The sequence below is a fragment of the Pseudomonas putida genome, assembly GCA_041071465.1.
Lineage (GTDB): Bacteria > Pseudomonadota > Gammaproteobacteria > Pseudomonadales > Pseudomonadaceae > Aquipseudomonas > Aquipseudomonas putida_P.
This window is the reverse complement of the sequence record CP163498.1, coordinates 1710594-1737149: the sequence shown is the minus strand read 5'-3', so window position 1 is coordinate 1737149 and position 26556 is coordinate 1710594. Positions and strand designations below refer to the sequence as shown.

At 63.1% G+C, this 26556-nt stretch carries 22 protein-coding genes and 4 pseudogenes; 3 read left to right on the top strand and 23 right to left on the bottom strand.

Annotated features, from left to right (window positions below):
* Positions 1 to 105: 105 nt before the first annotated feature.
* The 10 genes and pseudogenes from AB5975_08055 to ubiE form a co-directional block, all read right to left on the bottom strand.
* Positions 106 to 2021: pseudogene (locus tag AB5975_08055) on the bottom strand (methyl-accepting chemotaxis protein).
* Positions 2022 to 2121: 100 nt separating this feature from the next.
* On the bottom strand, positions 2122 to 2829 hold the full coding sequence (locus AB5975_08050) for a 16S rRNA (uracil(1498)-N(3))-methyltransferase (GenBank protein XDR21777.1): 708 nt from the start codon (positions 2827 to 2829) through the stop codon (positions 2122 to 2124).
* Entirely contained in the window at positions 2826 to 3614 is a 789-nt protein-coding gene (gene tatC, locus AB5975_08045; protein ID XDR21776.1) for a twin-arginine translocase subunit TatC, read from the bottom strand. Before tatC ends, AB5975_08050 begins: the two co-directional genes overlap by 4 nt.
* Positions 3611 to 3991, bottom strand: coding sequence for a Sec-independent protein translocase protein TatB (gene tatB, locus AB5975_08040; protein XDR21775.1), 381 nt, complete (start codon positions 3989 to 3991; stop codon positions 3611 to 3613). Before tatB ends, tatC begins: the two co-directional genes overlap by 4 nt.
* A gap of 3 nt (positions 3992 to 3994) precedes the next feature.
* Positions 3995 to 4265 (bottom strand): annotated as a pseudogene (locus AB5975_08035) (twin-arginine translocase TatA/TatE family subunit).
* Positions 4266 to 4290: 25 nt separating this feature from the next.
* Entirely contained in the window at positions 4291 to 4626 is a 336-nt protein-coding gene (locus AB5975_08030; GenBank protein ID XDR21774.1) for a phosphoribosyl-ATP diphosphatase, read from the bottom strand.
* Position 4627: 1 nt separating this feature from the next.
* Positions 4628 to 5020 (bottom strand): phosphoribosyl-AMP cyclohydrolase, encoded by a 393-nt coding sequence (gene hisI / locus AB5975_08025; protein ID XDR21773.1) that lies wholly within the window; start codon positions 5018 to 5020, stop codon positions 4628 to 4630.
* A gap of 72 nt (positions 5021 to 5092) precedes the next feature.
* Positions 5093 to 6715 (bottom strand): ubiquinone biosynthesis regulatory protein kinase UbiB, encoded by a 1623-nt coding sequence (ubiB, locus tag AB5975_08020; protein XDR21772.1) that lies wholly within the window; start codon positions 6713 to 6715, stop codon positions 5093 to 5095.
* Positions 6712 to 7335, bottom strand: a complete 624-nt coding sequence (locus tag AB5975_08015; GenBank protein ID XDR21771.1) for an SCP2 domain-containing protein — start codon at positions 7333 to 7335, stop codon at positions 6712 to 6714. Before AB5975_08015 ends, ubiB begins: the two co-directional genes overlap by 4 nt.
* On the bottom strand, positions 7335 to 8105 hold the full coding sequence (gene ubiE / locus AB5975_08010; protein ID XDR21770.1) for a bifunctional demethylmenaquinone methyltransferase/2-methoxy-6-polyprenyl-1,4-benzoquinol methylase UbiE: 771 nt from the start codon (positions 8103 to 8105) through the stop codon (positions 7335 to 7337). Before ubiE ends, AB5975_08015 begins: the two co-directional genes overlap by 1 nt.
* 124 nt (positions 8106 to 8229) lie before the next feature.
* Between ubiE and AB5975_08005 the strand changes: the two genes are divergently transcribed.
* On the top strand, positions 8230 to 8505 hold the full coding sequence (locus AB5975_08005) for a polyhydroxyalkanoic acid system family protein (GenBank protein XDR21769.1): 276 nt from the start codon (positions 8230 to 8232) through the stop codon (positions 8503 to 8505).
* 12 nt (positions 8506 to 8517) lie between these two features.
* Here the strand turns inward: AB5975_08005 and AB5975_08000 are convergent, their stop codons facing one another.
* Positions 8518 to 13215: a DUF6543 domain-containing protein gene (locus AB5975_08000; GenBank protein ID XDR21768.1), complete on the bottom strand. Its 4698-nt coding sequence runs from the start codon at positions 13213 to 13215 to the stop codon at positions 8518 to 8520.
* 177 nt (positions 13216 to 13392) lie between these two features.
* Between AB5975_08000 and AB5975_07995 the strand changes: the two genes are divergently transcribed.
* Positions 13393 to 13812, top strand: a complete 420-nt coding sequence (locus AB5975_07995) for a phasin family protein (protein XDR21767.1) — start codon at positions 13393 to 13395, stop codon at positions 13810 to 13812.
* A gap of 10 nt (positions 13813 to 13822) precedes the next feature.
* Entirely contained in the window at positions 13823 to 14599 is a 777-nt protein-coding gene (locus AB5975_07990) for a phasin family protein (GenBank protein ID XDR21766.1), read from the top strand.
* A 121-nt stretch (positions 14600 to 14720) separates the two neighbouring features.
* On the opposite strand, the gene AB5975_07985 is transcribed toward AB5975_07990, so the two are convergent.
* From AB5975_07985 to AB5975_07930, 12 genes and pseudogenes are all read right to left on the bottom strand, one after another.
* Positions 14721 to 15335, bottom strand: coding sequence for a TetR/AcrR family transcriptional regulator (locus AB5975_07985; GenBank protein XDR21765.1), 615 nt, complete (start codon positions 15333 to 15335; stop codon positions 14721 to 14723).
* Between the two features lie 13 nt (positions 15336 to 15348).
* Positions 15349 to 17030, bottom strand: a pseudogene (phaC, locus tag AB5975_07980) (class II poly(R)-hydroxyalkanoic acid synthase).
* Between the two features lie 52 nt (positions 17031 to 17082).
* A complete protein-coding gene (gene phaZ / locus AB5975_07975) occupies positions 17083 to 17934 on the bottom strand; it encodes a poly(3-hydroxyalkanoate) depolymerase (GenBank protein XDR21764.1) in 852 nt (283 codons plus the stop codon).
* Between the two features lie 61 nt (positions 17935 to 17995).
* Positions 17996 to 19674, bottom strand: a pseudogene (gene phaC / locus AB5975_07970) (class II poly(R)-hydroxyalkanoic acid synthase).
* Between the two features lie 268 nt (positions 19675 to 19942).
* Positions 19943 to 20320, bottom strand: a complete 378-nt coding sequence (locus tag AB5975_07965) for a gamma-butyrobetaine hydroxylase-like domain-containing protein (GenBank protein XDR21763.1) — start codon at positions 20318 to 20320, stop codon at positions 19943 to 19945.
* Positions 20321 to 20408: 88 nt separating this feature from the next.
* Entirely contained in the window at positions 20409 to 21752 is a 1344-nt protein-coding gene (gene hslU / locus AB5975_07960) for an ATP-dependent protease ATPase subunit HslU (protein ID XDR21762.1), read from the bottom strand.
* 76 nt (positions 21753 to 21828) lie between these two features.
* Complete coding sequence (gene hslV / locus AB5975_07955) at positions 21829 to 22359, bottom strand: ATP-dependent protease subunit HslV (protein ID XDR21761.1); 531 nt, start codon at positions 22357 to 22359, stop codon at positions 21829 to 21831.
* 256 nt (positions 22360 to 22615) lie between these two features.
* On the bottom strand, positions 22616 to 23887 hold the full coding sequence (locus tag AB5975_07950; protein ID XDR21760.1) for a dihydroorotase: 1272 nt from the start codon (positions 23885 to 23887) through the stop codon (positions 22616 to 22618).
* The gene (locus AB5975_07945; GenBank protein XDR21759.1) at positions 23884 to 24888 is read right to left on the bottom strand and encodes an aspartate carbamoyltransferase catalytic subunit; all 1005 of its coding nucleotides are present in this window, start codon (positions 24886 to 24888) and stop codon (positions 23884 to 23886) included. Before AB5975_07945 ends, AB5975_07950 begins: the two co-directional genes overlap by 4 nt.
* Positions 24889 to 24900: 12 nt before the next feature.
* Positions 24901 to 25419, bottom strand: coding sequence for a bifunctional pyr operon transcriptional regulator/uracil phosphoribosyltransferase PyrR (gene pyrR, locus AB5975_07940; protein XDR21758.1), 519 nt, complete (start codon positions 25417 to 25419; stop codon positions 24901 to 24903).
* A 49-nt stretch (positions 25420 to 25468) separates the two neighbouring features.
* The gene (ruvX, locus tag AB5975_07935) at positions 25469 to 25894 is read right to left on the bottom strand and encodes a Holliday junction resolvase RuvX (protein XDR21757.1); all 426 of its coding nucleotides are present in this window, start codon (positions 25892 to 25894) and stop codon (positions 25469 to 25471) included.
* The gene (locus tag AB5975_07930; GenBank protein XDR21756.1) at positions 25894 to 26463 is read right to left on the bottom strand and encodes a YqgE/AlgH family protein; all 570 of its coding nucleotides are present in this window, start codon (positions 26461 to 26463) and stop codon (positions 25894 to 25896) included. Before AB5975_07930 ends, ruvX begins: the two co-directional genes overlap by 1 nt.
* Between the last annotated feature and the right edge of the window lie 93 nt (positions 26464 to 26556).

The window sequence follows — 26556 nt, the reverse complement described above, 5'->3', positions numbered from 1 at the left end:
CTGCCAATCGGCAGCGGAGTTGTAGGACTTGACCTGATAATCAGGTAGGAAATTTCACTGCTGCATGTAGGATGGTTCGCCTGTATAGGCGAACCACCTCTCAGCTCAGAGCTTGAACCGCCCCACCAACCCCTGCAGGTGGGTCCCCAGCCGCGCCAGCTCAACGCTGGAGCTGGCCGTCTCTTCGCTGGCCGCCGAGGTCTGGTCAGAAATATCCCGCACATTCATCACGCTGCGGTTGATCTCCTCGGCCACGGCTGTCTGTTCTTCTGCCGCCGTGGCAATCTGCTGGTTCATCGCCTGAATCGACGACACGGTACGGGTGATGGTTTCCAGCGAGCTGCCGGCGCGGCGGGTCAGCTCGACGCTGCTGTCGGTCAGTTGGCGGCTGTTGTCCATCACGCTGGCCACCCGTTGGGTGCCGCTTTGCAGGCCGGCAATCAGCTCTTCGATCTCTTCAGTCGACTGCTGGGTGCGTTGGGCCAGGCTGCGCACTTCGTCGGCCACCACGGCAAAGCCACGCCCGGCCTCACCGGCGCGGGCGGCTTCGATCGCCGCGTTGAGGGCCAGCAGGTTGGTTTGCTGGGCCACCGACTTGATCACGTCGAGCACGCTGCCGATCTTGTCGCTTTCGGCCTTGAGCTGGTTCATCGCTTCGCTGGAGTTGATCACTTCGCCCGCCAGGCGCTCGATCTGCGCCACCGCTTCGCCCACCACCCGGTCGCCTTCGCGGGCCTGCTGGTCGGCCATCAAGGCGGCTTCCGAGGCCTGTTCGGCATTGCGCGCCACTTCGTGCACGGTGGCCGTCATCTGGTTCATGGCAGTCGCCACTTGGTCGGTTTCGACCTTCTGGTTGTTGACCCGGCGCTGGTCTGCTCGGTGACGGCCGACAGCTGCTCGGCAGCGCTGGCGATCTGCGTGACGCCGTCGCCAATGCCGCCGATCAGTTCCCGCAAGCCTTGGGTCATGCGCTGCATGCTGGCCTGCAACTGGCCCAGTTCGTCGCGACGTTGCACTTGCAGGTTCTGGGTCAGGTCGCCACTGGCCACGCGCTCGGCGGCGCGCAAGGTTTGGCGCAGGGGGATGATGATCTGCCGGGTAATGGCCCAGGCGGCCAGCAGGCCGAGGGCTAGGGCCAGCACCGTGGCCACGGCGAGCAGGGTCTTGGCCTGGGCTGCGCCTGCGTCACGTACCTCGGTCTGCGATGTGGTCATCGCCTGGCTGGTCTGCAGCAGCAGCGTACCTTGCTCGGCCATGTGCTGCAGGGCCTGCTCGCTGGCGGCCTGGGCATTGCCGAACTGGGTGACCGCATCGCGGTAGCCGCCCATGGCAGTGGCAGCATCGTCGAGGCCGGCGGCATGTTCGGCCGACACTTTGGCCGGCAATGCGCGCAGCTCGGCCAGGGCCTGGTCGATGGCCTTCAGCGCCGTTTGCTGGAACTCGGCATTGCCGCTGTAGGTGTAGCCACGCACCTGGAAGCGGGCTTGCTGGAGCAGGGCGCTCACCTCCACAGCGTGCTGGTACTGGTTGATATCGCCACCTTGCAGCAGGCCCCGCTGCACGCGGCCGATCAGCTCTGCGGCCTTGTCGGCGCTGTCGCCAAGCACACTACGGCTGGCCTCGCGGCGCTGGCCGGCCTGCTTCAGCTCGTTGAATGCCTGCTGGTAGATGCGCACAGCCTCACGCTGCTGCTCCAGGCGCTGGCGGTCGGCGGGGTGTTCGATCTGCCCGAGCATCAGCTGCACCTGGCGGTCGAGGTTGGCCAGGGCTTTTTCCAGCTCGGCCACCGACGCATCATCACTGCGGCGCTCGTAATGCTGGCGGGCAATGCGCAGTTCCTGGGTGTACTGCTGGATGACCGAGATGTTACCCAGCTTGTCGCCACGGTCGATGATGCTGTCCATGCCGTGCCAGCCGGCCAGGGTAATGGCCAAGGTCAACAGCAGCACCAGGCCGAAGCCCAGCCCCAATTTGCGATTGACGCTCACATTGCCCAGCGATTGGGCTAACCATTGATACATGTACGACTCCCCGGCGGCTTGGCAGCACAAATAGTTGTTGTGTTGCCAAGGCCATCGGCCCCGGGGAGGAAACTTGATGGGTGAAAAAGGGGCGTTTACGTCAGAAAATACGCGAAAGCAGCGCGGTGACGGCGGTCTCTACCCGTAGGATGCGATCACCCAGTTGCACCGGTGCCAGCCCAGCCTTGCCCAGCAGCTCGATTTCGTAGGGGATCCAGCCGCCCTCGGGGCCAATGGCCAGGGTTACGGCTTGCTCCACGGCACGCGGGCAGGCGGGGTAGGGGCCGGGGTGGCCGACCAGGCCCAGGGTGCCAGTGGCGATGGCGGGTAGCCGATCTTCGACGAAAGGCTTGAAACGTTTCTCGATGATCACCTCGGGCAGCACCGTGTCCCGCGCCTGTTCCAGGCCGAGGATCAGGTTTTCGCGAATGCTCTCGGGCTGCAGGAAAGGCGTTTGCCAGAAGCTTTTCTCGACCTTGTAGCTGTTTACCAGGATCAGCCGTGATACGCCGAGGGTGGCCACGGTCTGGAACAGCCGCCGCAGCATTTTGGGCCGCGGCACCGCCAATATGAGGGTTAATGGCAGCTTGGCCGGTGGTGGCTGGTCGAAGGCTACTTCAAGTTCGGCTTCGTGCTTTTCCAGGCGCAGCACCGTGGCTTTGCCCATCAGGCCGTTGATGCGGCCCACGCGCAGGTTGTCACCCACCGCCACGCGATGGATTTCCTGCATGTGAATGAAGCGTCGGTCGGCGAGAACGACGCGGTCGGCCGAGACGAAGTCGGCCTCTTCAAGAAGCAACAGGTTCACGGTTGGGTCGCAGGTGGCTGGTCGTTGTGGTCGTTGGCTTCTTCGTCGTGGGCACTACGCTTGCGGATCAGGCTGCCGCACAGCACACCGACCTCGAACAGCAGCCACATGGGCACGGCCAGCAAAGTCTGGGAGAAGATGTCCGGCGGGGTGAGGACCATGCCGACCACGAAACAGCCGATGATCACGTAGGGGCGGATCTTCTTCAGGTACTTCACGTCGACCACGCCGATCCACACCAGCAGCACCACCGCCACCGGGATTTCGAAGGCAACGCCAAAGGCGAAGAACAGCGTCATCACGAAGTCGAGGTAGTTGGCGATGTCGGTCATCATTGCCACGCCTGCCGGGGTGGCGGCGGCAAAGAACTTGAACATCAGCGGGAACACCAGGAAATAGGCAAAGGCCATACCGGCGTAGAACAACAGAATGCTCGACACCAGCAGTGGAATGGCAATGCGTTTTTCATGGCGGTACAGCCCTGGCGCGATAAAGCCCCAGATCTGCTGGAGAATGAACGGGATGGCCAGGAACAGCGACACGATCATGGTCAGCTTGAACGGCGTGAGGAACGGCGAGGCCACGTCGGTGGCGATCATCGTCGCGTTGGCCGGCAAATGGTCGCGCAGAGGCGCCGAGACCAGGGTGTAGATCTGCTGGGCGAAGGAGAACAGCCCGGCAAAGATCAGGAAAATGACGGCAACGCAGCGCAGCAGGCGGGTGCGCAGTTCGGTCAGGTGCGAAACCAGCGGCATAGGCTGGTCGTGTTCCGGATTCTCGCTCATGGGGCTCGCGGCGGCGGTTGAGGCGGTTCAGAAGGTGCGACCGGGGCGGCAGGTGCTTCGACCGGCCTGGCTTCGAGCCCGGCAGGCGGCTGCACGCTGGCCGTGGTTACCGGCGGCTGCGCGGGTGGCGTCAGCGGGTTGAGGATGCGCTTGGCTTCCTCTTCCATCTGCAGGATGTGCTCGTTGTGCAGCTGCCGGCGGATGTCGTCAGCGCCGATCTCGCGCTCCACTTCCATCTTGATGCTGTTGAAGCTGCGCTTGAGCCGGCCGATCCACAGCCCTGCCGTGCGTGCGGCACCCGGCAAGCGCTCGGGGCCGAGCACCAGCAGGGCGACCAGGCCTACGAGCAGCAGCTCGCTGAAACTGATGCCGAACATGGGTCAGTCTTTCCGCTGCGGCTCTTGGACCGGTTGGGCCTGGCCATCGATGGTGTGGCCTTGCTGCGGCTGCGCGGTGTTTTGCACCGGTGGCACGGGCTGGGCAGGCGGCGGCGTTTGCTCGGCTGGCTTGGTCTTCTTCGTTCATGGCCTTGCGGAAGCCCTTGATCGATTCGCCCAGGTCGCTGCCGAAGTTTTTCAGCTTCTTGGTGCCGAACACCAGGACCACGACGACCAACAGGACGATCCAGTGTTTCCAGTCAAAAATACCCATGGTGCTCTCCTAGAATGCTTTGTGCTCAAGCCGAGGGCTGACGCGCGGCCTTTTCATCGTGCCCGGAAAGCCCGAAACGGCGCTCCAGCTCATCGAGTACGGCTTGTGGATGCTGGCCCAGTGCGCTGAGCATCACCAGGCTATGAAACCACAGGTCGGCGGTTTCGTAGATGACATCGCTGTAATCCTTGCTGTGCTCGGCATCCTTGGCAGCAATGATCGTTTCGACCGACTCTTCGCCGAGCTTTTCGAGAATCTTGTTCAGGCCCTTGTGGTACAGGCTGGCCACATAGGAGCTGTCAGGCGCCGCGTGCTTGCGTTCTTCAAGCACTTCGGCCAGGCGGTTGAGGGTGTCGCTCATGTCAGTGTCCTGCGCTGTAGATGGCATCCGGGTCCTTCAGGACCGGGTCGACGATTTTCCACTGGCCGTCTTCATACACGCGGTAGAAGCAGCTTTCACGGCCGGTATGGCAGGCGATATGGCCCAGTTGCTCGACCATCAGGATGATCACGTCGGCGTCGCAGTCCAGGCGCAGCTCATGCAGCTTTTGCACGTGCCCGGATTCCTCGCCTTTGCGCCACAGCTTGCCGCGCGAACGCGACCAGTAGATGGCGCGTTGCTCGGTGGCGGTCAGGGCCAGCGATTCACGGTTCATCCAAGCCATCATCAGCACGCGTCCGGTCTTGTGGTCCTGGGCGATCGCCGGTACCAGGCCATCGCTGTTCCACTTGATCTCGTCCAGCCAGTCTTTCATCGTCGACTCCAAAGCGGGCCCGCTCCTGTACCGGGCCCTTTGCGCTAGTGTGCCAGCCACGGGCGCGGCTGGCTATTGGCGCACGATCAGGTAAAGGCCGGCGGCCAGCATCAGCCAGGCCGGCCAGGCAGCAGGGCCGGCCAGGCTCGCGGCCTCGGCGGCGCCTGCGGCCAATACCGCACCACCGCCGAGCAGGCCGGCACCCAGCAGGCGCAGTGCCCAGCGGTCACCCTGGCGGCGACGCTCCGGCAGTTGCGGGTCGTTCAGGTGCGGCTGCGACAGGCGTTCGAGCAGGTCGCGGGCCATGTTGGCCAGGTGCGGCAACTGCTCGACCTGCCCATGAATGTTGCCGAACACGGCCTTTGGGCTGTAGCGATCGCGCATCCAGCGTTCAAGGAACGGTTTGGCGGTGCTCCACAGGTCCAGGTCAGGGTACAGCTGGCGGCCCAGCCCTTCGATGTTGAGCAGGGTCTTCTGCAGCAGTACCAGCTGCGGTTGTACTTCCATGTTGAAGCGCCGCGCGGTCTGGAACAGGCGCATCAGCACCTGGCCGAAGGAAATATCCTTTAACGGTTTTTCGAAGATCGGCTCGCACACGGTGCGGATCGCCGCTTCGAACTCGTTGACCTTGGTGTGCGCCGGCACCCAGCCCGAATCGATGTGCAACTGGGCGACGCGGCGGTAATCACGCTTGAAGAAGGCAATCAGGTTGCGCGCCAGGTAGTCCTGGTCCTCGGCGGTCAGGCTGCCGACGATGCCGCAGTCGATGGCGATGTACTGCGGGCTCCACGGTTTGACCGTGCTGACGAAGATGTTGCCGGGGTGCATGTCGGCGTGGAAGAAGCTGTCGCGGAACACCTGGGTGAAGAACACCTCCACGCCACGCTCGGCCAGCAGCTTCATGTCGGTGCGCTGGTCGGCCAGGGTGACCATGTCGGTTACCGGTACGCCGTAGATGCGCTCCATTACCAGCACCTTGGGGCGGCACAGGTCCCAGTACACCTGGGGCACGTACATCAGCTCGGAGCCTTCGAAGTTGCGTCGCAGCTGGCTGGCGTTGGCCGCCTCGCGCAGCAGGTCGAGTTCGTCGTAGATGGTCTTTTCGTAGTCGCCGACGATTTCCACCGGGTGCAGGCGACGGGCATCGGCCGAGGCTCGCTCGGCGGCCTTGGCGATCAGGAACAGCCAGGCCAAGTCCTGGGCGATGACCGGCTTCAGGCCCGGGCGTACCACCTTGACCACCACCTCTTCACCGGTTTTCAGGCGGGCGGCATGTACCTGGGCCACCGAGGCCGAGGCCAGTGGCTCGACGTCAAAGCGGCTGAACACCTCGCCGACTTTTGCACCGAGCTGTTCCTCGATCAACGCCACGGCTTTTTGCGGGTCGAACGGTGGCACACGGTCCTGCAGCAGCATCAACTCGTCGGCGATGTCGGTGGGCAGCAGGTCGCGGCGGGTGGACAGCAGTTGGCCGAACTTGATGAAGATCGGCCCCAGGTCCTGCAGCGCCAGGCGCAGGCGCGCGCCACGGCTGAGTTCGGTGGGCTTGCGGGGCAGCCAGCGCCACGGCATCAGCAGGCGCAGGCTGGCCAGCCACCAAGGCAGCAGTGGCTGTTCGAACAACAGGTCATCGAGACGGTAGCGGATCACCACACGCTGGATGCGAAAAAGACGGCGGACGGCGAGCAGCTTCATGCGTTATCGCTGGTATCAAGGGATCGGGAGAGGCGCTTGAGGCGCGCCTCGAGGCGTTCTGTATCGAGCTTCAGGGCATCGAGTTCGCTGAAGGCGGCTTCGGCTTCGCGCTTGCCGACCAGGGTGCGGGACTCTTCGGCCAGGTACTCGGACAGGTTCTGGCTGAAACGTGCCAGGCCTTGGCGGGTCCAGCGTGCACGCAGGCGGATATGGCCGGCCAGCATGGCCGTGGCGACGGGGCCGAGCCAGCGTTGCAGCTCGTGCTCCCAGTCCAGCTCCAGGTCCTGCAGCACGCCGAACAGGTCGAGCAGTACGGCACTGTCGCCATGCAGCTCGACCTGCGGGCTGTGCAGCACAGCGGTCTTGTCCCTGGCCAGGGCCAGCTGCGCCAGGCTGCCAGCCGGGGCACGCAGGCTGCAGTCGACTTCGCCCTCCCAGTGGGCGGCGAGCATCAGGCCGTCTTCATCGGGCAGGATGAACACCTGCAGGGCCGGTTGGCGGCAGTCGATCTCGATGACCTTGCCTTCCAGCGCGGCCAGGCGCGGCAGGGCCGTGCTGTCCATGCGCAGGACGCGGTTCAGGCCATGTTCGACGCTGGCGAGCAGCCCGGCCAGCAGCATCAGGGCTTGATCCCCCGGTGTACGGCAACGATACCGCTGGTCATGTTGTGGTAGGTGACGCGGTCGAAGCCGGCCTCGACCATCATGCTCTTGAGGGTTTCCTGGTCCGGGTGCATGCGGATCGACTCGGCGAGGTAACGGTAGCTCTCGGCGTCATTGGTGATCAGCTTGCCGGCCAGCGGCATGAAGGCGAACGAGTAAGCGTCGTAGGCCCTGGACATCAGCTTGTTGGTCGGCTTGGAGAACTCCAGGATCAACAGGCGGCCACCGGGCTTGAGCACGCGCAGCATCGAACGGATGGCTTCGTCTTTGTGGGTGACGTTGCGCAGGCCGAAGGCGATGGTCACGCAGTCGAAGTGGTTGTCCGGGAACGGCAGCTTTTCGGCGTCGGCCTGGACGAACTCGATGTTGCCGGCCACACCACGGTCAAGCAGGCGGTCACGGCCAACCTTGAGCATCGAATCGTTGATGTCGGCCAGTACCACTTGCCCGGTCGGGCCTACCAGGCGCGAGAACTTGGCCGCCAGGTCACCGGTGCCGCCGGCAATGTCCAGTACGCGGTTGCCGCTGCGCACACCCGACAGCTCGATGGTAAAGCGCTTCCACAGCCGGTGCATGCCGCCGGACAGCACGTCGTTCATCAGGTCGTACTTGGCGGCTACCGAGTGGAACACTTCGGCGACTTTCTTCGCCTTCTGGCTTTCAGGCACGTCCTGGTAGCCAAAATGAGTGGTGGGTTCGGCGTGGTCGCCTTTGCGCTGGTCGTTCATATCGCTTCACCGAAAAAAATTACCGCCATTCTAGGGCGAACGGGCGGATTTGTCTTGGCGGGGTGTGCCAGTGGGCAGGGGCGGGCATAATGCCAATTATGTCTACATCTTCAGGAATGCCCGCATGACCCAGATCAGCGTCGAACGCAAACACTCCCTCGGCCGCGATGCCGCCCGCGCCAAGGCCGAAGCGCTGGTCGACAAGCTCAGCCGCGAATATGACCTCAAGGCCACCTGGAACGGTGACCGGGTCGATGTGGCCCGCAGCGGCGCCAATGGCAGTGTGCACATCTTTGATGACAGCATCCGCGTGGAACTGAAGCTGGGCATGATGCTGTCGATGATGAGCGCCACCATCAAGGGTGAGATCGAGCGGGCGCTGGACAAGGCGCTGGCCTGACGCCCGCGGCCTTCAGCTATCGGGGAACGGGATGATGTCCTCGACCTGCTCGAGGCGCAGATCACCCCGGTAGATTTCGTATCGCTCTGCCGGGGCCTGTGCGCGTTGCAAACGCTCGTCGCGGCTCATGGTGTTCGGGAACTTCAAATGGCCTTTGGCAAAGCGCCGTGGGTTGGCATTTGCGCTGGTGTAGTGGAAATGCGCTTCCCAGAGCTTCTGCCTGGGTTCCAGGCGATAAACGTCATAGACATCCAGAAAGTCATTGGCCTTGAGCCTTTTGCGGGCCCTGGTGAGCTTGACCTCGATTTCGTTTGCCTCCAGGAGGAAATGCAGGGCCTTGCTGTCCGGGTGCTGAGTGCCCAGGTAGGCGGTGGTCAAGAGGCGCTTTTTTTCTGCCCGCACTTCGGTAACTGCCAGGTCCAGCCTGGTGGCCAGTGCATGCCCTTGGTCCGGGCCGGCGCGCAACGCGTCGGCGATGTCTGCCATGTCCTGAATGTAGAAATCAAGCTGGTCCGCCAGGCTGTTTGGCCCGTCCAGGTGGCGGGAGGCGTGGGCGATCCTGGTATCTTTCTGAGCCAGCAGGTCGGCGCCGGTGCGGCGCAAGCGCGTGTAGTCGGGTGCTGACGCAGCTTGCGGCACCGCTTCCCAGTGATCACCTTGTTGCTGATAGCGCGCAACCGTTTTTTCGGTCAACGGGTCGACCTGCACGGCTTCGTCGCCGTCCTTGGTTTCTTCGACCACCACTGATTTGCCCCGGCTGGTGCGGATAACCTTGCGTTTCACAGATCGCACTTTGTGGGTCAGCGGCTGTTCGAGCGCTGTTTCCTGCAGATCGGCCGCGGCAGAAGTGGCGGCCAAGTCACGCTCAGTCAGGGTTATCAGTGCATTCAGCTCTGCGATGTATTCGTTGAGTTTGCTGCTGTTCACCGCCGGAATGTTGCGTGAAAGCAAATACTCGGCATTGCCCAGTGACAGTTTGTATTCGCCTAACGCGCTTTCCAGTGGCTCTTTCTGTTCTTCTGGGGCCAGCTGGGCTGCAGCCAGGCTGTCGTGGCTAAGCAGCGCTTCGTGCAGTGGCTTGTTACGCAGGGTTTTATGCGAGAGCAGGACACTTTCGAAGTCCTCCGCAGTTAGCTGATCTCTGCTCACGACCAACTGATACAGGTCGCTCAGGATCTGAGCTCGGACCATCAGTGTGGAATATCGCCGGTTGTTGATGATGACATCGAGCTTCTTGCGTTTGCCAGAGAACTGGATCTGCCCATCTGTCAGTGCCTCGCTGAGGTTGTGGTCAAGGCGTTGGCTGACGTTGAAGAGGCGTCTATGGGTGGCCAGTGCTGCTTCGACCTTCTTGCTGTAGTCCAGGTACAGCTGTGCCTGCTCCTGGCCGAAGGGTAACTGCAAGAGCCGACGTGACTGGTCTTTAAGTGCGGCATAGTCATTCATATCGAGCAGTCGGTGGAACTGATGCAAGTCGGCGGTAAGCAACTGTTCCCACCATTGCCCACGGGCGAAGGAGGCCACTGCGTTGGGGTCGAATCTGGCGTATTTGGGGTCACTCATGCTGGCGAAGAGCTGCGCTTGATTCCTTATCAGCTCGGCCTGTTTTTCGTAGGTGAGGGCGAGCACATCAAAGTTCGCACGTGACTCGTTGCGCAGCGTGCGCAGTGCCCGCCGCCTTGCTTGCAGCTCCTCCGGCAGGTCGTCGAGGGCTGTGTCGGGGTAGGCATCGAGGGATCGCTGAAATGCCAGGTATGCCTCGTCATATGGCTTTACCCGTTGCAGATAGCCGTCGAGGAATATTTCTGTGTTGGTGAGCTTTTTGTCATTCGCCGCTCGGTCTTCCTGCATTTTCTTCAGCGCTTGTTTTTTTTCGTCGATCAGTGCCTTGGCTGTTCTCGGCATACCGCCCGACAGGTGCAGGTCGAGCATCCATTCTCCGTTCCAGCGCGTCAGCCAAGGGCCGCGGCTGCGTTCGCGGCCGACAATGTAGTAGCCGTCAGGGGCTGCACCCCATGACTGCGACCATTCGCTGTGACTGACCTGCGGTCCGATGATGCGTACGCCGCTCCAACTTTCTTCGACCTCGTAGGCGACATCCTGCAATTTCACGTAGTAGCGGTCCTCAACCTTGTACAGGCCCCGCAGACGGCCGCTGGCCAGCGCAGTCTGCTCGTTAAGGCTGATCTTGGCGCGTAAGGTGGCGAGCGCCGCACGGGCTTCGCGGGGCAGGTTGCCGAGCCGTTGGTCGTGGCCCCATTGGCTGATGTGGATTGGTGCGGGCCGGGACTGCTCGGCAGGAGCTTGCCAGGTTTCCTGTTCGGACGGCTGCTGTGCAATTGCGCTGCGAGCACGGCGCGGTTCGGGCTGAAGCGGCAGTTCAGCTTCGTGCTCGGCAGTACCGGGCCCGTGGGCCAGCAGCATGGCCAGGTTCAGCAGGATGTCGGCACCGGCGAGCAACTTTTCTTCGTCGCTACCCTGGGTCAAGGCTGTCAGGTCATCCTTGATGGCGAGCAGGGCTTCTACCAACCAGGCCAGCAGACCTGCCGGCCCACGCAGCAGTGGCGTGACCGTGTTGAACGCCAGCCATGCGAGCCGCACGACCAAAGCCCAGCGTTGCTGGGCATTGGAGAGGCTCTGCCGTGAGGCCAGTAGCAGGAGAACGCTCGCCCTGGCCTGGTACATCGAACTGTCCACATCGCCTGACCATGGCGTGAAAGCCAATGTGGCAGGTGCTCGCAAGCGCTCGAGGGCATCAGCGGCCAGCCCAGGGCCAGGTCCCAACAGGTGGGCCAGTTCAGCGAGACCAGCATGCAAGTGTGGGTGGGTGAAACCATCATTGGCATAAATGGGGCGGGCATCGTCATCCAGCCAGTCAAGGACTTCTTGCTGCAGGGTGTGTTCGGTCCGAATGCTCGTCATCAATTGGCTGCGGCTGTCGAACTGCCTGATGGCCTGCCTGGCAAACAAGGGCCGGTAGAGTATCCAGGCCCCAGTTGCGGGTACTTCGATGACGAACATGCCATGCACCAGGTTGGTCTTTGGGCCACCCGGCACGCTGCACAATGACAGTGGCCCCATCTTCAGCGATGTACTGGCATGGGCTTCACGGCGGCAAAAATCCGCAACGGCCTGCCAGGTGCGCTCGTTCAACTGCCCCGTGATCTTGGCCTGTAGCGCGCTAAGCAGTAGCGCAACACGCCATTCTTCAGCAAAGCGCTGGCGACGTTCGTCGTTCTCAGAACCCGTCTGCAACTGGTCGTGGACATACTTCGGGTACTGGCCTCCGACATCCACGGCAGTGATCAGTGCATCGACATAATCAAGGTCCATCCAACTGCCGGGCGGCTGTTGCCCGGCCAGTTGAACCGCCGAAGCCACCTGGTCGCTACCCAATGGCAAACGTGAGATGGCCAGCTCGGTCAGGCTGATGGTTTTCAGGTACTCAAGCTTTGCGGGCCCCACGGAGGACACCTGCACGACTTGTGAAATCGTGATCCGCACCTGGTCAGGGTCGCAAAGCGGCTGGTTCGGGTGGTCATGACGCATTTGCTCGCGCAGGCGGCGAGCCGTGTAGTGCTGCAAGTCTTCGATCCCGTCCAGGGAGGTTTCACCGCGTGCCAGCATGTGCCCTGCCGTTAGCTCCAGCAGTGCCATGTGGTATTGGAAGCGGTCAGTTGCCGTGGCTTTTTCAAGCCAGTCAGGCAGCGTGATCGAGGGTGCCGACCGTTCGATACGAAAGCTCGCCGGGAATATCGATGAGGGGTCGCTCAGCTTGCTGAATACGCGCTCCAGATCAACAACATGTTCGATAGTGCCAAGCTGCACCCGGTCAATCTTTTGCAGCAGGCCGTTGAGCAATTGCCGGGCCTGATAGGCGAACGGGTCTTCGGTCAATGCCGCGCAGGCCCAGGTCATCGTATCGAACGCATGGTGCTCGGAAAGCTCGTCGCGCAGGGCGGCGGCGAACGCGCTGAGCCCGTTGAAACCGCGCACGGTACCGGAGGGGCTGCACCACAGAACCAGATCGCGTGCATCTTTTTTGCCCGTGATGAGCAGGTCCGGCAACACCTCATGGGCCACGTTGCCTGGGTTGCCGAGCGAAACCTGCAAAGCCTGTACGTCTACCGTTGTATGGGATCGAGCGAGCAGGGTGTACAGCAAGGCCTTCTGATCACTGTCCAGGCCTTGGTGCTCAAGCGTGGCGAGCAGTGCGGCCTTGAGTACCTGTTTCATCCACTGAAGGCGGGTTACGTCCGAGTCACCGTCGCGGCCGTTCCAGTAACTGATCTGTGCCTGCTGAAATGTCTCGCAAAGGGTTGCCAGCACATCGTCGTAGTCAGTGTTCAGGTCGGCCATGCGAATATCGATGGCCGGCGCGACATGCTGGGGGCGAAAGACGGTTGGTGGGTTCAGGCTGAGCTGATCCGTGGGCTCGAGCGCCATGGGCTGGCCGCTGAGAAAATGTTCGAGCAGTGTGTCCACCAAGTTGCTTTGCTGTGCAGGTAGCTCTTCATCCAGGCTATGCAGGATGCTGAAGCCCGCTATGGAGCGCAGCTCTGGGTGGTTTTCGCGGGTCCATGGGTAGCGTGCCACGAGTGCGTCGTAACCTGCGCTGGCTACGACTTCGCGCAGGCTGGGGCGGTTGGCGAACTGCTGCGCTACCTGTTGCTTGAATGATAGGTATGCCAGGGGCAGTGATTGGGGCATGGTTTGTGGCTCCGGTCAAAGGGAGCCGAATGCTGAAACGCCAACCTGAAGCAGTGGCGGTAGATAAGTCAGCGTGGCGATCTTAGGGTGAAGATTCTAATTACAGCCTCTACCTTATGCTCAAGCCCAGCCTCCATGGGCGGTTCCTCCTCCACTCATGAGCATGAGGTACAGAGCATGGCCAAAGTGACTGTGAAGAAAAAGGACGACGCCCTGGGTACGCTGGGCGAAGTGCGCGGCTACGCGCGCAAGATCTGGCTGGCTGGCATCGGCGCTTATGCGCGCGTGGGCCAGGAAGGCTCCGATTATTTCCAGGAGCTGGTCAAGGCCGGCGAAGGCGTCGAGAAGCGTGGCAAGAAACGTATCGACAAAGAGCTCGATGCTGCCAACAACCAGATCGATGAAGCCGCTGAAGAAGTCAGTCGCGTACGCGGCAAGGTAGAGATTCAACTCGACAAGATCGAAAAAGCTTTCGACGCACGGGTAGGGCGCGCCTTGAATCGCCTCGGCATTCCGTCTAAACATGACGTTGAGGCGTTGTCGATCAAGCTTGAACAGCTGCACGAACTGCTTGAACGCGTCGCGCACAAACCATAAGGAGAGCAGGATGGCTGGCAAGAAGAACACCGAAAAAGAAGGCAGCTCCTGGGTCGGCGGGATCGAGAAATACTCCCGCAAGATCTGGCTGGCGGGGCTGGGTATCTATTCGAAGATCGACCAGGACGGCCCGAAGCTGTTCGACACGCTGGTGAAAGATGGCGAGAAGGCCGAGAAGCAGGCGAAGAAGACGGCTGAAGAAGTAGCCGAATCCGCCAAATCATCGACCACTTCGCGTGTGTCTGGTGTGAAGGACCGTGCGCTGGGCAAGTGGAGCGAGCTCGAAGAGGCTTTCGACAAGCGTCTGAACAGCGCCATCTCACGCCTGGGCGTGCCGAGCCGCAACGAGATCAAGGCCCTGCATCAGCAGGTGGATAGCCTGACCAAGCAGATCGAGAAACTGACCGGTGCTTCGGTTACGCCGATATCGTCGCGCACTGCCGCGGCCAAACCGGCTGCGAGCAAGGCAGCAACCAAGCCATTGGCCAAGGCCGCAGCGGCCAAGCCTGCGGCGGCAAAACCTGCAGCTAAAACTGCGGCGGCCAAACCTGCGGCCAAGCCAGCAGCCATACCCGTGGCAGCCAAGCCTGCGGCGAAACCGGCAGCAGCCAAACCAGCGGCAGCGAAGAAACCCGCAGTGAAGAAGGCACCGGCCAAACCGGCAGCCGCGAAGCCTGCAGCTCCAGCGGCCAGCGCCGCACCGGCCGCGACCGCAGCACCGGCACCTGCCGCCGCCCCGGCAAGCAGCACGCCGTCGGCTCCGACTGGCACCGGTACCCTGATCTGATACCGCGTCGCCTTCTTCGCGGGCTTGCCCGCTCCCACAGGTACAGTGCCGATCAGCAGGTCAGCGCAGGCCCTGTGGGGGCGGGCATGCCCGCGAAGGCCTCTGCGCCGAAACAGCAGGTTTATCCTTCCAGATAGCGCACCGCCAATTGCTCTGCCGCCGCCCGTGCCTGCGCCTGCAGATGCGGCGCCACCAGCATCATCACCTGGTACACCACGATCCCCACATCCCCCTCGCGCCCCAGCACCCGCTGGTAATCCAGCGAAAACATCAGCGTCAATGTGATCTGCTCCACCAGCTGCCCCAGCGCCTGGGTCTCACTCTCTACCAGCCCCTGGCCCTTGAGGCTGGCCAACAGCGCCGCGAGTGTGCGTTTGAGCGCATTGATCAGGCCGCGCATGCCACGGGCCAGCTTGGGCAGGCGCCCGGTCAGGTTGGACAGGTCCTGGAACAGGAAGCGGTACTGTGACATGCGCTCGACGATCAAGTGCAGGAACAGCCAATAGTCCTCGGCATCCAGGCGCACATCCAGGGGAGGGTCGAGCAAGGGCATCAGCGCTTCCTCGAAACGCTCGAAAAGGCCCAATACCAAGGGTTCCTTGCCATGGAAGTGGTAATACAGGTTGCCTGGGCTGATGCCCATTTCGTTGGCAATTTCCAGGGTGGAGACGTTGGGTTCGCCCTGCTGGTTGAACAGCTGCAGGGCGCATTCCAGGATACGGTCGCGGGTTTTCATCCAGTCAGCATGCTCATCGGGTCAGCACATAGGTGCCTGGCGCGGGGCCTAGCGGTGGGTAAGTGGTATTGCCCAGCTCGCTGCGCGGCGCCTTGAGCGGGCCGGAGCGTGCAGTGATCCACTCCAGCCACAACGGCCACCAGCTGCCTTCGCTGCGTTTGGCGTCGTGGAACCAGGCGCGGGGGTCGCTGCTCAGCCTGGGGTTGGCCAGGTAGTAAGCCTTGGGGTTGCCGGGCGGGTTGATGATGCTCTGGATATGCCCGCTGTTGGCCAGCACGAAGCGCCGCTCGCCACCCAGCAGCAAGGCCGAGCGGTACACCGCGTCCCATGGGGTGATGTGGTCGTTGCTGCCGGCCACGGTAAAGCTGTCCAGGTTGACCTGCTGCAGGTCGATGGGCGTGCCGCACACTTCCAGCCCGGCCGGGTAGGTCAAGGGGTTGAGCTTGAAGAACTCCAGCAGGTCGCCATGCAGCGCGGCGGGCAGGCGCGTGCTGTCGGCGTTCCAGTACAGGATATCGAAAGCCGGCGGTGTCTTGCCGAGCAGGTAGTTGTTGACCCAGTAGTTCCAGATCAAGTCGTTGGGCCGCATCCAGGCAAAGATCCGTGCCACCTCGCCACCGTCCAGCACGCCGCGCTGATAGGAGCGGCGTTTGGCGGCTTCGATGGTCTGCTCATCGGCGAACAGGCTGGCTGGGCTCTCGAACTTGCTGTCCAGCAAGCTGACCAGGTAGGTGGCGCTGCGCACGCGACGCAACTGATTCTTGGCTTGCAGGTGGCCCTGCAGCGCAGCCATGGTCAGGCCACCGGCACAGGCGCCCATCAGGTTGGGGTCACGGTTGCCGCTGATGCTGCGGCAGGCATTCAGTGCTTCTTCCAGGGCCTGCACGTAACTGGAAAGGCCCCATTCGCGGTGGCGTGGGTCGGGGTTGCGCCAGCTGACCATGAACACCTGCAAGCCGTTCTTGAGCATGTACTGGACGAAGCTGTTGGTCGAGCTGAGGTCGAAGATGTAGAACTTGTTGATCTGTGGCGGCACCACCAACAGAGGGCGGGCGTGCTGCGTCTCGCTCAGCGGCTTGTACTGGATCAGCTCCAAAAGCTCATTGCGAAAAACCACGGCGCCAGGCGTCGCGGCGAGATTGCCGCCCACCTCGAACGCACGCTCGTCCACCTGGCGCGGCAGGCCATCGTTGTGGCGCAAGTCTTCGAGCAGGTGGGCTACGCCACGCACCAGGCTCTGACCGCCGGTGTTGAGCAGCTCCTTGATTGCCAGCGGGTTGAGCAGTGAGTTGCTGGGGGCCAGCGCATCGTTGATCAGGTTGAACAGGAAATGGGCGCGTGCTCGATCATCGTCGTTCAAGTGGCTTTCATCGATCCACTGGCGCGTCTGTTTCTGCCAGGCCAGATAGGCCTGCAGGCCACGGCGGTAGAACGGGTTCTGGCTCCAGGTCGGGTCACTGAAGCGCGCGTCACGTGGGTTTGGCTGGTAGGGCGTGTCCCCAGCATCACCCGCCCCAGTTGCCCGCCAAGCGCCAGTAGATGGTGCGCGGTATGCAGCGGGTGGCGCAGGCCGTGGCGGCCGACGTTGCGTAATGTGGACAGCAGGTCGCGGCCGCGCAGGCCGAGGATGGCGTTCTGCACGTTCATGCGGGTGGCGGGGAGCGTTGTCGATCCTTTGCCCGGTTTGTCTTTCATGGCAACACTCCCTCGTTCTGGCCATGGCGCCGCCTCGCGGGCAAGCCCGCGCCTACACGCCCGAAGCCGGGCGAGGGTGCATGACTGCGCGCTGACGTTCTTGCTGCAGAAACTTCATGATGATGGGGGCGACGGCCTCGGCCCGGGTGATCAGGAACAAATGGCCGTCGTCGATAATGTGTAGCTGGGCATTGGGAATCCGCCAGGCCAGCAGGCGCATGTTGATCAGCGGGATCAGCGGGTCGTCGTCGCCGGCCAATACCAGGGTGGGCTGCTGGATCTTGTGCAGCCAGTGGATGCTGGTCCAGCCAAGCCCGGCGAACAGCTGCCAGTAGTAACCCAGCTTGCCGCCAGAGCGCACCTTGGCGGCATGGTGCATGGCCAGGTCCGGGTCGCGCCGGAAGCCGCCGCCATAGATCATCGGCGCAATGCGTATGACATGCGACGGCTGCACGTAGCGGCGGGGGCTGGCCATCATCCACAGCACCTTGGGCTTGCCTGGCACCATGACCGCGCCAGCAGCGGTGGCGGCCAGCACCAGCTTCTTGCAGCGCTCGGGGTAGTCGTGCGCGAACTGCTGGGCCAGGGCGCCGCCCCAGGACACGCCGATGACGTTGACCTGGCCGTAGTCGAGGTAGTCGAGCATCCGTGCCGTCAGCTTGGCCAGCCCAGGGAAGCGATACGGGTGGCGTGGGGTGGACGAGCCACCGACACCGGGCACGTCGAAAGCGATGACTTCCAGGTCCGGGTCCAATGCTTCGATGAACGGAAACACCAGCTCCAGGTTGGCGCCGATGCCGTTGAAGATCAGCAACGGCGTCAGGTGCGGCTTGCCCGGGCGGACGGCGGTGCGGATGGACTGGTCGTCCAGCTCGACGGTCCTGAAAATGTAGGGTTGCGGCATGCGCGTGACTCTTGGGTGAAGTAAACACCGTGGCGCCCGCAGGTGGCCACGGCGCTGCTACTCAACGTTCGTGAACGTACGTGCCTGGGGAGGCCTCGCCGGCAGCGTAGGCACGGTTGCCCAGGCGGGTGGGCGCCTTTTCAGCGCGCCGGCACGCTCGCCCAGCCAACTTTGCCAGTGCAACCACCAGGAGTCGGCATGCTTGGTGGCGTTTTCCTGCCAGGCCACTGGGTCGCCTGGGCGGTCGGCACCGGTCATGAAGCGTGCCTTGGGGTTGCCCGGCGGGTTGAGGATGCTCTGGATATGCCCGCTGTTGGACAGCACGAACTCGATCTTGCCGCCAAACAGGTGTGCCGAGCGGTAGCACGACTGCCAGGGGGTGATGTGGTCGTTGGTGCCGGCAAGGCTGTAGATGTCGCATTTGACCTGCTTCAGGTCGATTGCGGTGCCGCACACTTCCAGGGCTTCGGGGCGCGTCAGCGGGTTGCTCTTGAACATTTCGATCAGGTCGCCGTGGAAGGCGGCCGGCAGGCGCGTGGTGTCGTTGTTCCAGAACAGGATGTCGAACACCGGCGGTTCATTGCCGAGCAGGTAGTTGTTGACCCAGTAGTTCCAGATCAAGTCATTGGGGCGCATCCAGGCGAACACCTTGGCCATTTCGCTGCCTTCCAGCACGCCTGCCTGGTAGGAGTGGCGCTTGGCGGCCTCCAGGGTCTGCTCGTCGACGAACAATGCAACCTGGTTGTCCATGGTGGTGTCGAGCACGCTGACCAGCAGGGTCAGGGCGTTGACCTTGTTTTCGCCAATGGCGGCATAGTGGCCCACCAGTGCGGTGCAGGTGATGCCGCCAGAGCAGGCACCGAGCATGTTCAGGTCCTTGCTGCCGGTAATCGCCAGCACCGCGTCGACTGCTTCTTTGAGCGCATCGATGTAGGTGGACAGGCCCCATTCGCGCTGGGCCTTGGTCGGGTTGCGCCAGCTGATGATGAAGGTCTGCTGCTGCGAGCGCAGGCAGAAGCGTGCCAGGCTCTTTTCCGGGCTCAGGTCGAACACGTAGAACTTGTTGATCTGCGGCGGTACCACCAGCAGCGGGCGAGCGTGTACCTGCTCGGTGATGGGGCTGTACTGGATCAGTTCCAGCACATCGTTGCGGTACACCACCGCGCCTTCGCTGGTACCCAGGTTCTTGCCCACTTCGAAGGCATCCATGTTCACCTGGCTGGGCATGCCGCCATTGTTGACCATGTCCTTGGCCAGGTTTGACAGGCCATCGAGCAGGCTCTTGCCGCCTGTTTCGAAGAAACGTTTGACCGCGGCCGGGTTGGACAGGGTATTGGTCGGCGCCATGGCCTCGGTCATCAGGTTGATGACGAACTGGCCGCGGCTGATGTCCTGGGGTGACAGGTCGCTGCTGCCGATCCAGTCCTGTAGTTCATTGCGCCAGGCCAGGTAGGTTTGCAGGTAGCGGCGGTACAGTGGGTTGTTGCTCCAGGCCGGGTCATTGAAGCGACGGTCGTCGCCTTCCGGGGCCAGGTTGGACGTGCCCAGCAACACGTTCTTCAGTTCCAGGCCAAAGTGGGCCACATGCTTGGCGCTGTGCAGCGGTTGGCGCACGGCCTGGCGCAGCACAGTGCGTGCCGAGCTCAACAGGTCCTTGCGGCGAATGCCGATGACCGGGTTCAGCCCCAGGGTGTTTTCCGAGGCCTGCCGCTGCAGCTCATCGTTGTTCTTGTTACTCATCTACGACGCTCCGTTGTCCTGAGACGAGTACCGGTTGCCGTGGCGGGTGCACAGCGCTGAGCCCGGTACTGCTACTCGGGTGACCAGTGATAAGGAACAGCGGTGCTGCGGGGGTTCTGACGACCTGCAAAGTGATGCAGGGAACTTGCCACACCCATTGGTTACCCGACTTTCATGTAATGCGCAAGACAGCCCCTCACTGGGCTGTCTGCAAGCCATTCAAACAGATGAATTTAGAAAATGCGCTCTAAACCCCGCAGGCCTTGCGCTAGAGCATCAGTTTGACCACCGACTCGGCCGGGTCGCGGGATTTGCCGGCCTTGTGCAGCTCGTCGAGGTATTCCGCCCACAGCTGTTCCTGGCGCAGGCACAGCTGCTCGAGGTATTCCCAGGTGAACAGACCGCTGTCGTGGCCGTCGTCGAAGGTCAGTTTCAGTGCATATTGGCCGGCGGGTTCGAGGCCGACGAGGCCGACGTTGATCTTGCCGAACTGCAGAATGGGGTTGCCGTGGCCTTGGACTTCGGCGGAGGGGGAGTGCACGCGCAGGAATTCGGCGGGCAGTTGGTAGACCTCGCCGGGGGCGTAGGTGAGGCTTAGGGTTTTCGAGGCTTTGTGCAGGTTGATGGCAGTGGGCAGGCGGGCCATGGGCAGAATCTCTCGGGAGCTGATGAAGCACAGCTTCAGGAGATTTGGGGGAATGTGCAAGGGGGCCGCAAAGCGGCCCCCTGCGGTATTACAGGATGTAACGCGACAGGTCTTCGTTCTGCGCCAGCTCACCCAGGTGGCTGTTCACGTACGCCGCGTCGATCTGGATCGGCGCTTCGTCGTGGGTGCTGGCCAGGTCGCCCGCGCTGAACGACACCTCTTCGAGCAAACGCTCGAGCAGGGTGTGCAGGCGACGGGCACCGATGTTCTCGGTCTTCTCGTTGACCTGGTAGGCAATCTCGGCCAGGCGCTTGATGCCGTCAGCCTGGAACGCGATGTTCAGGCCTTCGGTCTTGAGCAATGCCTGGTACTGCTCGGTCAGCGACGCGTGCGGTTCTTGCAGGATGCGCTCGAAGTCTTCTGGGGTCAGCGCCTTCAGCTCCACACGAATTGGCAGGCGGCCTTGCAGTTCAGGCACCAGGTCGCTCGGTTTGCTCAGGTGGAACGCGCCCGAGGCAATGAACAGGATGTGGTCGGTCTTGACCATGCCCAGCTTGGTGTTGACGGTGCAGCCTTCGATCAGCGGCAGCAGGTCGCGCTGTACGCCTTCACGGGACACGTCGGCACCGCCAACGTTGCCACGCTTGGCCACTTTGTCGATTTCGTCGATGAACACGATACCGTGCTGCTCGACTGCTTCCAGGGCCTTGGCCTTGAGTTCTTCCTCATTGACCAGGCGGCTCGCTTCTTCATCGCGAACCATCTTAAGCGCTTCTTTCACCTTCAGCTTGCGCGCTTTGCGCTTGCCCTTGCCCATGTTGGCGAACAGGCTCTGCAACTGGTTGGTCATTTCTTCCATGCCGGGCGGTGCAGCAATTTCCACGCCTACGGCATCGGCCACTTCGATCTCGATTTCCTTGTCGTCCAACTGGCCTTCGCGCAGGCGCTTGCGGAACAGTTGGCGCGTGTTGGAGTCGCTGCTGGTCTGTGCGGCTTCCTCGCTGAAGCTGGTGACGCGCGCTTGTGGCAGCAGGGCATCGAGAATGCGGTCTTCGGCGGCATCTTCGGCGCGGTGGCGCACGCGGATGATTTCTTGCTCGCGCAGCATTTTCAGCGCGGCATCGGCCAGGTCACGGATGATCGACTCGACGTCGCGGCCTACATAGCCCACCTCGGTGAACTTGGTGGCTTCGACCTTGAGGAACGGCGCGTTGGCCAACTTGGCCAGGCGGCGGGCGATTTCGGTCTTGCCGACGCCGGTAGGGCCGATCATCAGGATGTTCTTCGGGGTGACTTCGGCACGCAGTTCGGCAGGGAGCTGCATGCGCCGCCAGCGGTTGCGCAGGGCAATGGCCACGGCGCGCTTGGCGTCGTCCTGGCCGATGATGTGGCGGTTGAGTTCGTGGACGATCTCGCGGGGGGTCATGGACATGATCAATAGGGTCCTTGGGCAGATGAGTCAGCGTGGAAAAACCCCTTCACCGGGAAGGGGCGCCAGAACAGCTGAATCAGTCGGCCAGGTCCTGCTCCTCGATGGTCAGGTTATGGTTGGTGAACACGCAGATGTCGCCGGCGATGTTCAGGGCGGTTTCGGCGATTTCGCGTGCCGAGAGGTCAGTCTTGTTCAGCAGGGCGCGGGCGGCGGCCTGGGCATAGGCGCCGCCGGAACCCATGGCGATCAGGCCATCTTCGGGCTCGACCACGTCACCGTTGCCGGTGATGATCAGGGAGGCGTCCTTGTTAGCCACGGCCAGCATGGCTTCCAGGCGGCTCAGGGAGCGGTCTGTACGCCATTCCTTGGCCAGCTCGACGGCGGCGCGGACCAGGTGGCCCTGGTGTTTTTCCAGCTGGCCTTCAAAGCGTTCGAACAGGGTGAAGGCGTCGGCGGTAGCACCGGCGAAGCCCGCAATGACCTGGCCGTGGTACAGGCGGCGCACCTTTTTGGCGTTGCCTTTCATCACGGTATTGCCGAGGGATACCTGGCCGTCGCCGCCCATGACGACTTTGCCGTTACGGCGGACAGAAACGATGGTGGTCAAGGGGAGAGTCTCCACGCAGCGGGGCGAAAGTGCCTGATGCAGACTCATATGGGGGTGGGGGAAGGATTTCAACCGTGGGGGATGAATGGTTGGTCCGGTCTTCGAACCGGGCACGGTCGATGTAGGAGCGGCCTTGTGTCGCGAAAGGGCCGCAAAGCGGCCCCAGCGATTCATGCGTGATGCAGAGACCCTGGGGCCGCTGCGCGGCCCGTTCGCGACACAAGGCCGCTCCTACACAAAGCAAGTTCGCGCTTTGTCAGGCCTCGTGGCAGACGTGCCCATCGACCAAGGTATAGCGCACCGCACCCGGCAGGCAGTGGCCGATGAACGGGCAGTTCTCGCCGCGCGAGAACCACTGCTCGCCGGCAACGGTGGAGGCTTGCGGGTCGAACAGCACCAGGTCGGCCGCCCCACCCACTTTCAGCTCGCCGGCTGGCAAGCGCAAGGCGGCAGCGGGGCCGCTGCTCAGGCGGGCGAGCAAGGTTGGCAGGTCGAGCAGGCCATCCTGCACCAAGGTCATGGCCAGCGGCAGCAGCAACTCGACGCTGCTGATACCCGGCTCGGTGGCGCCGAACGGGGCCAGCTTGGCGTCGCGCTCATGCGGCTGGTGGTGGCTGGAAATCGCCTGAATCACCCCCGACTTCACTGCCTCGCGCAGGCCGTCACGGTCGGCTGCGGTCCGCAGCGGCGGCTGCACGTGGTACAGGCTGGAGAATTCGCGCAGCGACTCGTCGGTGAGGATCAGCTGGTACAGCGCCACATCGGCGGTCACCGGCAGGCCCAGGGCTTGGGCTTGGGCGATCAGCCGCGCGCCACGGGCGCTGGTGATCTGGCTGAAGTGCGCACGCACACCACTCTGCTCCACCAGCAACAGGTTGCGCGCCAGGGCCACGGTTTCGGCACTTTCCGGGATGCCCGGCAGGCCAAGGAAGCTGGCCATGGCACCTTCGTGGGCCAGGCCGCCCTGTGCCAGGTCGCGGTCCTGGGAGTGGAACACCACCGTCAGATCGAAGGTGGCCGCGTACTCCAGGGCACGAGCCAGGGTACGGTTGTTGGGGATTTCCTTCAGGCCGTTGCCGAATGCCACGCAGCCGGTGTCACGCAGGGCCACCAGCTCGGCCAGTTGCTCGCCCTCCAGGCCTTTGGTTAGGGCGCCGATCGGGTAGACCTTGCTGTTGGCCGCTTCGCGGGCACGGTCTAGGATCAGCTCGGCCACCGCCGAGGTGTCCAGCACCGGCTTGGTCTGCGGCGGGCAGCACAGGCTGGTAACGCCGCCGGCCACGGCCGCGCGGGTTTCACTGGCGATGTTGCCTTTGCGGCTGTAACCCGGCTCGCGCAGGGAAACGCCAAGGTCGACCAGGCCGGGCGCGGCGACCAGGCCATCGGCCTGGATCGTGCGGCTGGCGCTGAAACCGGCCGGGGCGGCGCCGATGGCGGCAATGCGGCCGCCCTCCAGGTGCAGGTCGGTGACTTGGTCCAGGCCGCTGTTGGGGTCGATGACCCGGGCGCCGAGAATACTGATGGTCACTGGGCGTTCTCCTGGTCGAATTGACGTTGCGCGTTCTGCCCGCTCATGGCCATGGACAACACGGCCATGCGCACGGCGATGCCGTAGGTGACCTGGTTGAGGATCACCGAGTGCTTGCCGTCGGCCACTGCAGACTCGATTTCGACACCACGGTTGATCGGGCCTGGGTGCATGACGATGGCGTCGGGCTTGGCCCCGGCCAGGCGTGCGGTGGTCAGGCCGAACAGGCGGTAGAACTCGCCTTCGCTGGGTAGCAGGCCACCGGCCATGCGCTCACGCTGCAGACGCAGCATGATCACCACGTCGACGTCTTTCAGGCCTTCGGCGAGGTCGGTGTAGACCTTTACGCCGTACTGCTCGATACCGATCGGGATCAGGGTTTTCGGGCCGATCACGCGAATGTCCGGGCAACCCAGCGCTTTGAGCGCGAGCATGTCGGAGCGGGCCACGCGCGAATGCAGGATGTCTCCGACGATGGCCACCGACAGGTTTTCGAAGCTGCCCTTGTGGCGGCGGATGGTGAGCATGTCGAGCATGCCCTGGGTCGGGTGCGCGTGGCGGCCGTCACCGCCGTTGATCACGGCAACGTCCGGGCACACATGTTCGGCGATGAAGTGCGCGGCGCCCGAGTCGGAGTGGCGCACGACGAACATGTCGGCCGCCATGGCCTCGAGGTTGCGCAGGGTGTCGAACAGCGTTTCGCCCTTGCTGGTCGAGGAGGTCGACACGTTCAGGCTGATCACGTCGGCCGACAGGCGCTGGGCCGCCAATTCGAAGGTGGTACGGGTACGGGTCGAGTTCTCGAAGAACACATTGCATACGGTCTTGCCGCGCAGCAGCGGGACTTTTTTCACGGCCCGGGCACCGACTTCCAGGAAGGAGTCGGCGGTGTCGAGAATCTCGGTGAGCAGTTCGCGGGGCAAACCGTCGAGCGAGAGGAAGTGGCGCAGCTGGCCCTGATCATTGAGCTGCAGCGGGCGCTTGGCGTCGATTGGCGTCATCGCGGGGGACTCTTAAAGGGCGGAAGCGGAGGCGAGGTCCTGGCGCTCGAGGGCGAGCGGTGCGGGTCCGGTCAATTTTACCCGTTCATGGGCCGCCAGCGACAGGGTGGCGCCAAGCACGTTCGGACGGATTGGCAGTTCGCCGGCATCCAGGTCCAGCAGGCAGACCAGGGTAACGCTGGCCGGGCGGCCATAATCGAACAGCTCGTTGAGCGCAGCGCGAATGGTGCGGCCGCTCATCAGTACGTCATCCACCAGCACCAGGTGTTGGCCTTCGACTTCGAACGGCAGCTCGGACGGACGCACTTGCGGGTGCAGGCCGTTCTGGCTGAAGTCATCGCGGTAGAACGAAACGTCCAGGGTGCCCATGGGGCTGGTGTCGCCCATGGCTTCCTGCAGGGCCTGGGCAACCCAGACACCGCCGGTGCGGATACCGATATAGCGCGGCTCGCTGATGTGACGGCGGGCCAGGTGGGCGCGAAGGTCGACAGCCATCTGCCGGATCAGCTCGGCGGGATTGGGTAGGCTCATTGCGGGCTCCTCGGAAGGGTGCGCCGGGTGGGCCCGGCGGCAAAGATGATCAGGTGTTGGCCTCCAGCCAGCCTTGCAGCAACAAGGCAGCGGCGATGGCATCGACCGGGTTGTCGCGGTAGCTGCCGCGCTGACCGCCACGGGCCATGCGTTCGCCTTTGGCCTCGAAGGTGGTCAGGCGCTCGTCGTGGGTGTGCACGGGCAGGTTGAAGCGGCCGTTCAGGCGGCGGGCGAACTTTTCGGCGCGGGCGCTCATTTCGCTAGGCGTACCGTCCATGTTCAGTGGCAGGCCGACGACAATGGCGTCCGGCTTCCATTCGGCGATCAGCTTTTCCACCTGGGCCCAGTCCGGCACGCCGTTCTGTGCCTTCAGGGTGCACAGTTCGCGGGCCTGGCCGGTTATCACCTGGCCGACGGCCACACCGATCTGTTTGCTGCCGTAGTCGAAGCCCAGCAGTAGGCGTAGCTCGGCCATCAGGCGTGGCCCGCCTGGCTGGTCAGCAGGTGCAGGTTGATCCCCAGGCTGGCGGCTGCAGCTTCCAGGCGCAGGTCGTTGGCCATGCCGAAGATGATTTCCGGGTCGAACGGGCAGTTCAGCCAGGCATTGTCGGCCAGCTCGGCCTCCAGTTGGCCCGCTTCCCAGCCGGCATAACCCAGGGTGATCAGGCTCTGTTTCGGGCCTACCCCTGCGGCAATCGCAAGCAACACATCCTGCGATGTGGTCAGCGATAGGCCTTCCAGGGCCACTGTGGCCTGGAAGCTGCACTCGCTGCTGTGCAGCACGAAGCCGCGGTCGGTCTGCACCGGGCCGCCCTGGTAGATCGGCACCTGCGAGGTGCTGGCCGGCGGCATTTCGTCCGGGCGCAGCTGCTCGAGGATGTCGGCCAGGCTCAGTTCCTGCGGCCGGTTGACCACCAGGCCCATGGCGCCATGCTCATTGTGCTCGACGATGTAGGTGAGGGTCTGGGCGAAGTTCGGATCGGCCATGTGCGGCATGGCGATCAGAAACTGATGCTTGAGGTAGCTGGGGGCTAGGGTTTTCATGGGGGATAGTGTGGCGCCAGGTGGCGAGGCTGACAAGGTGCGGATTTGTGTCGTTTGGTTGGTGTCTGTCTTGAGGTTTTTGGTGTCTTTGAG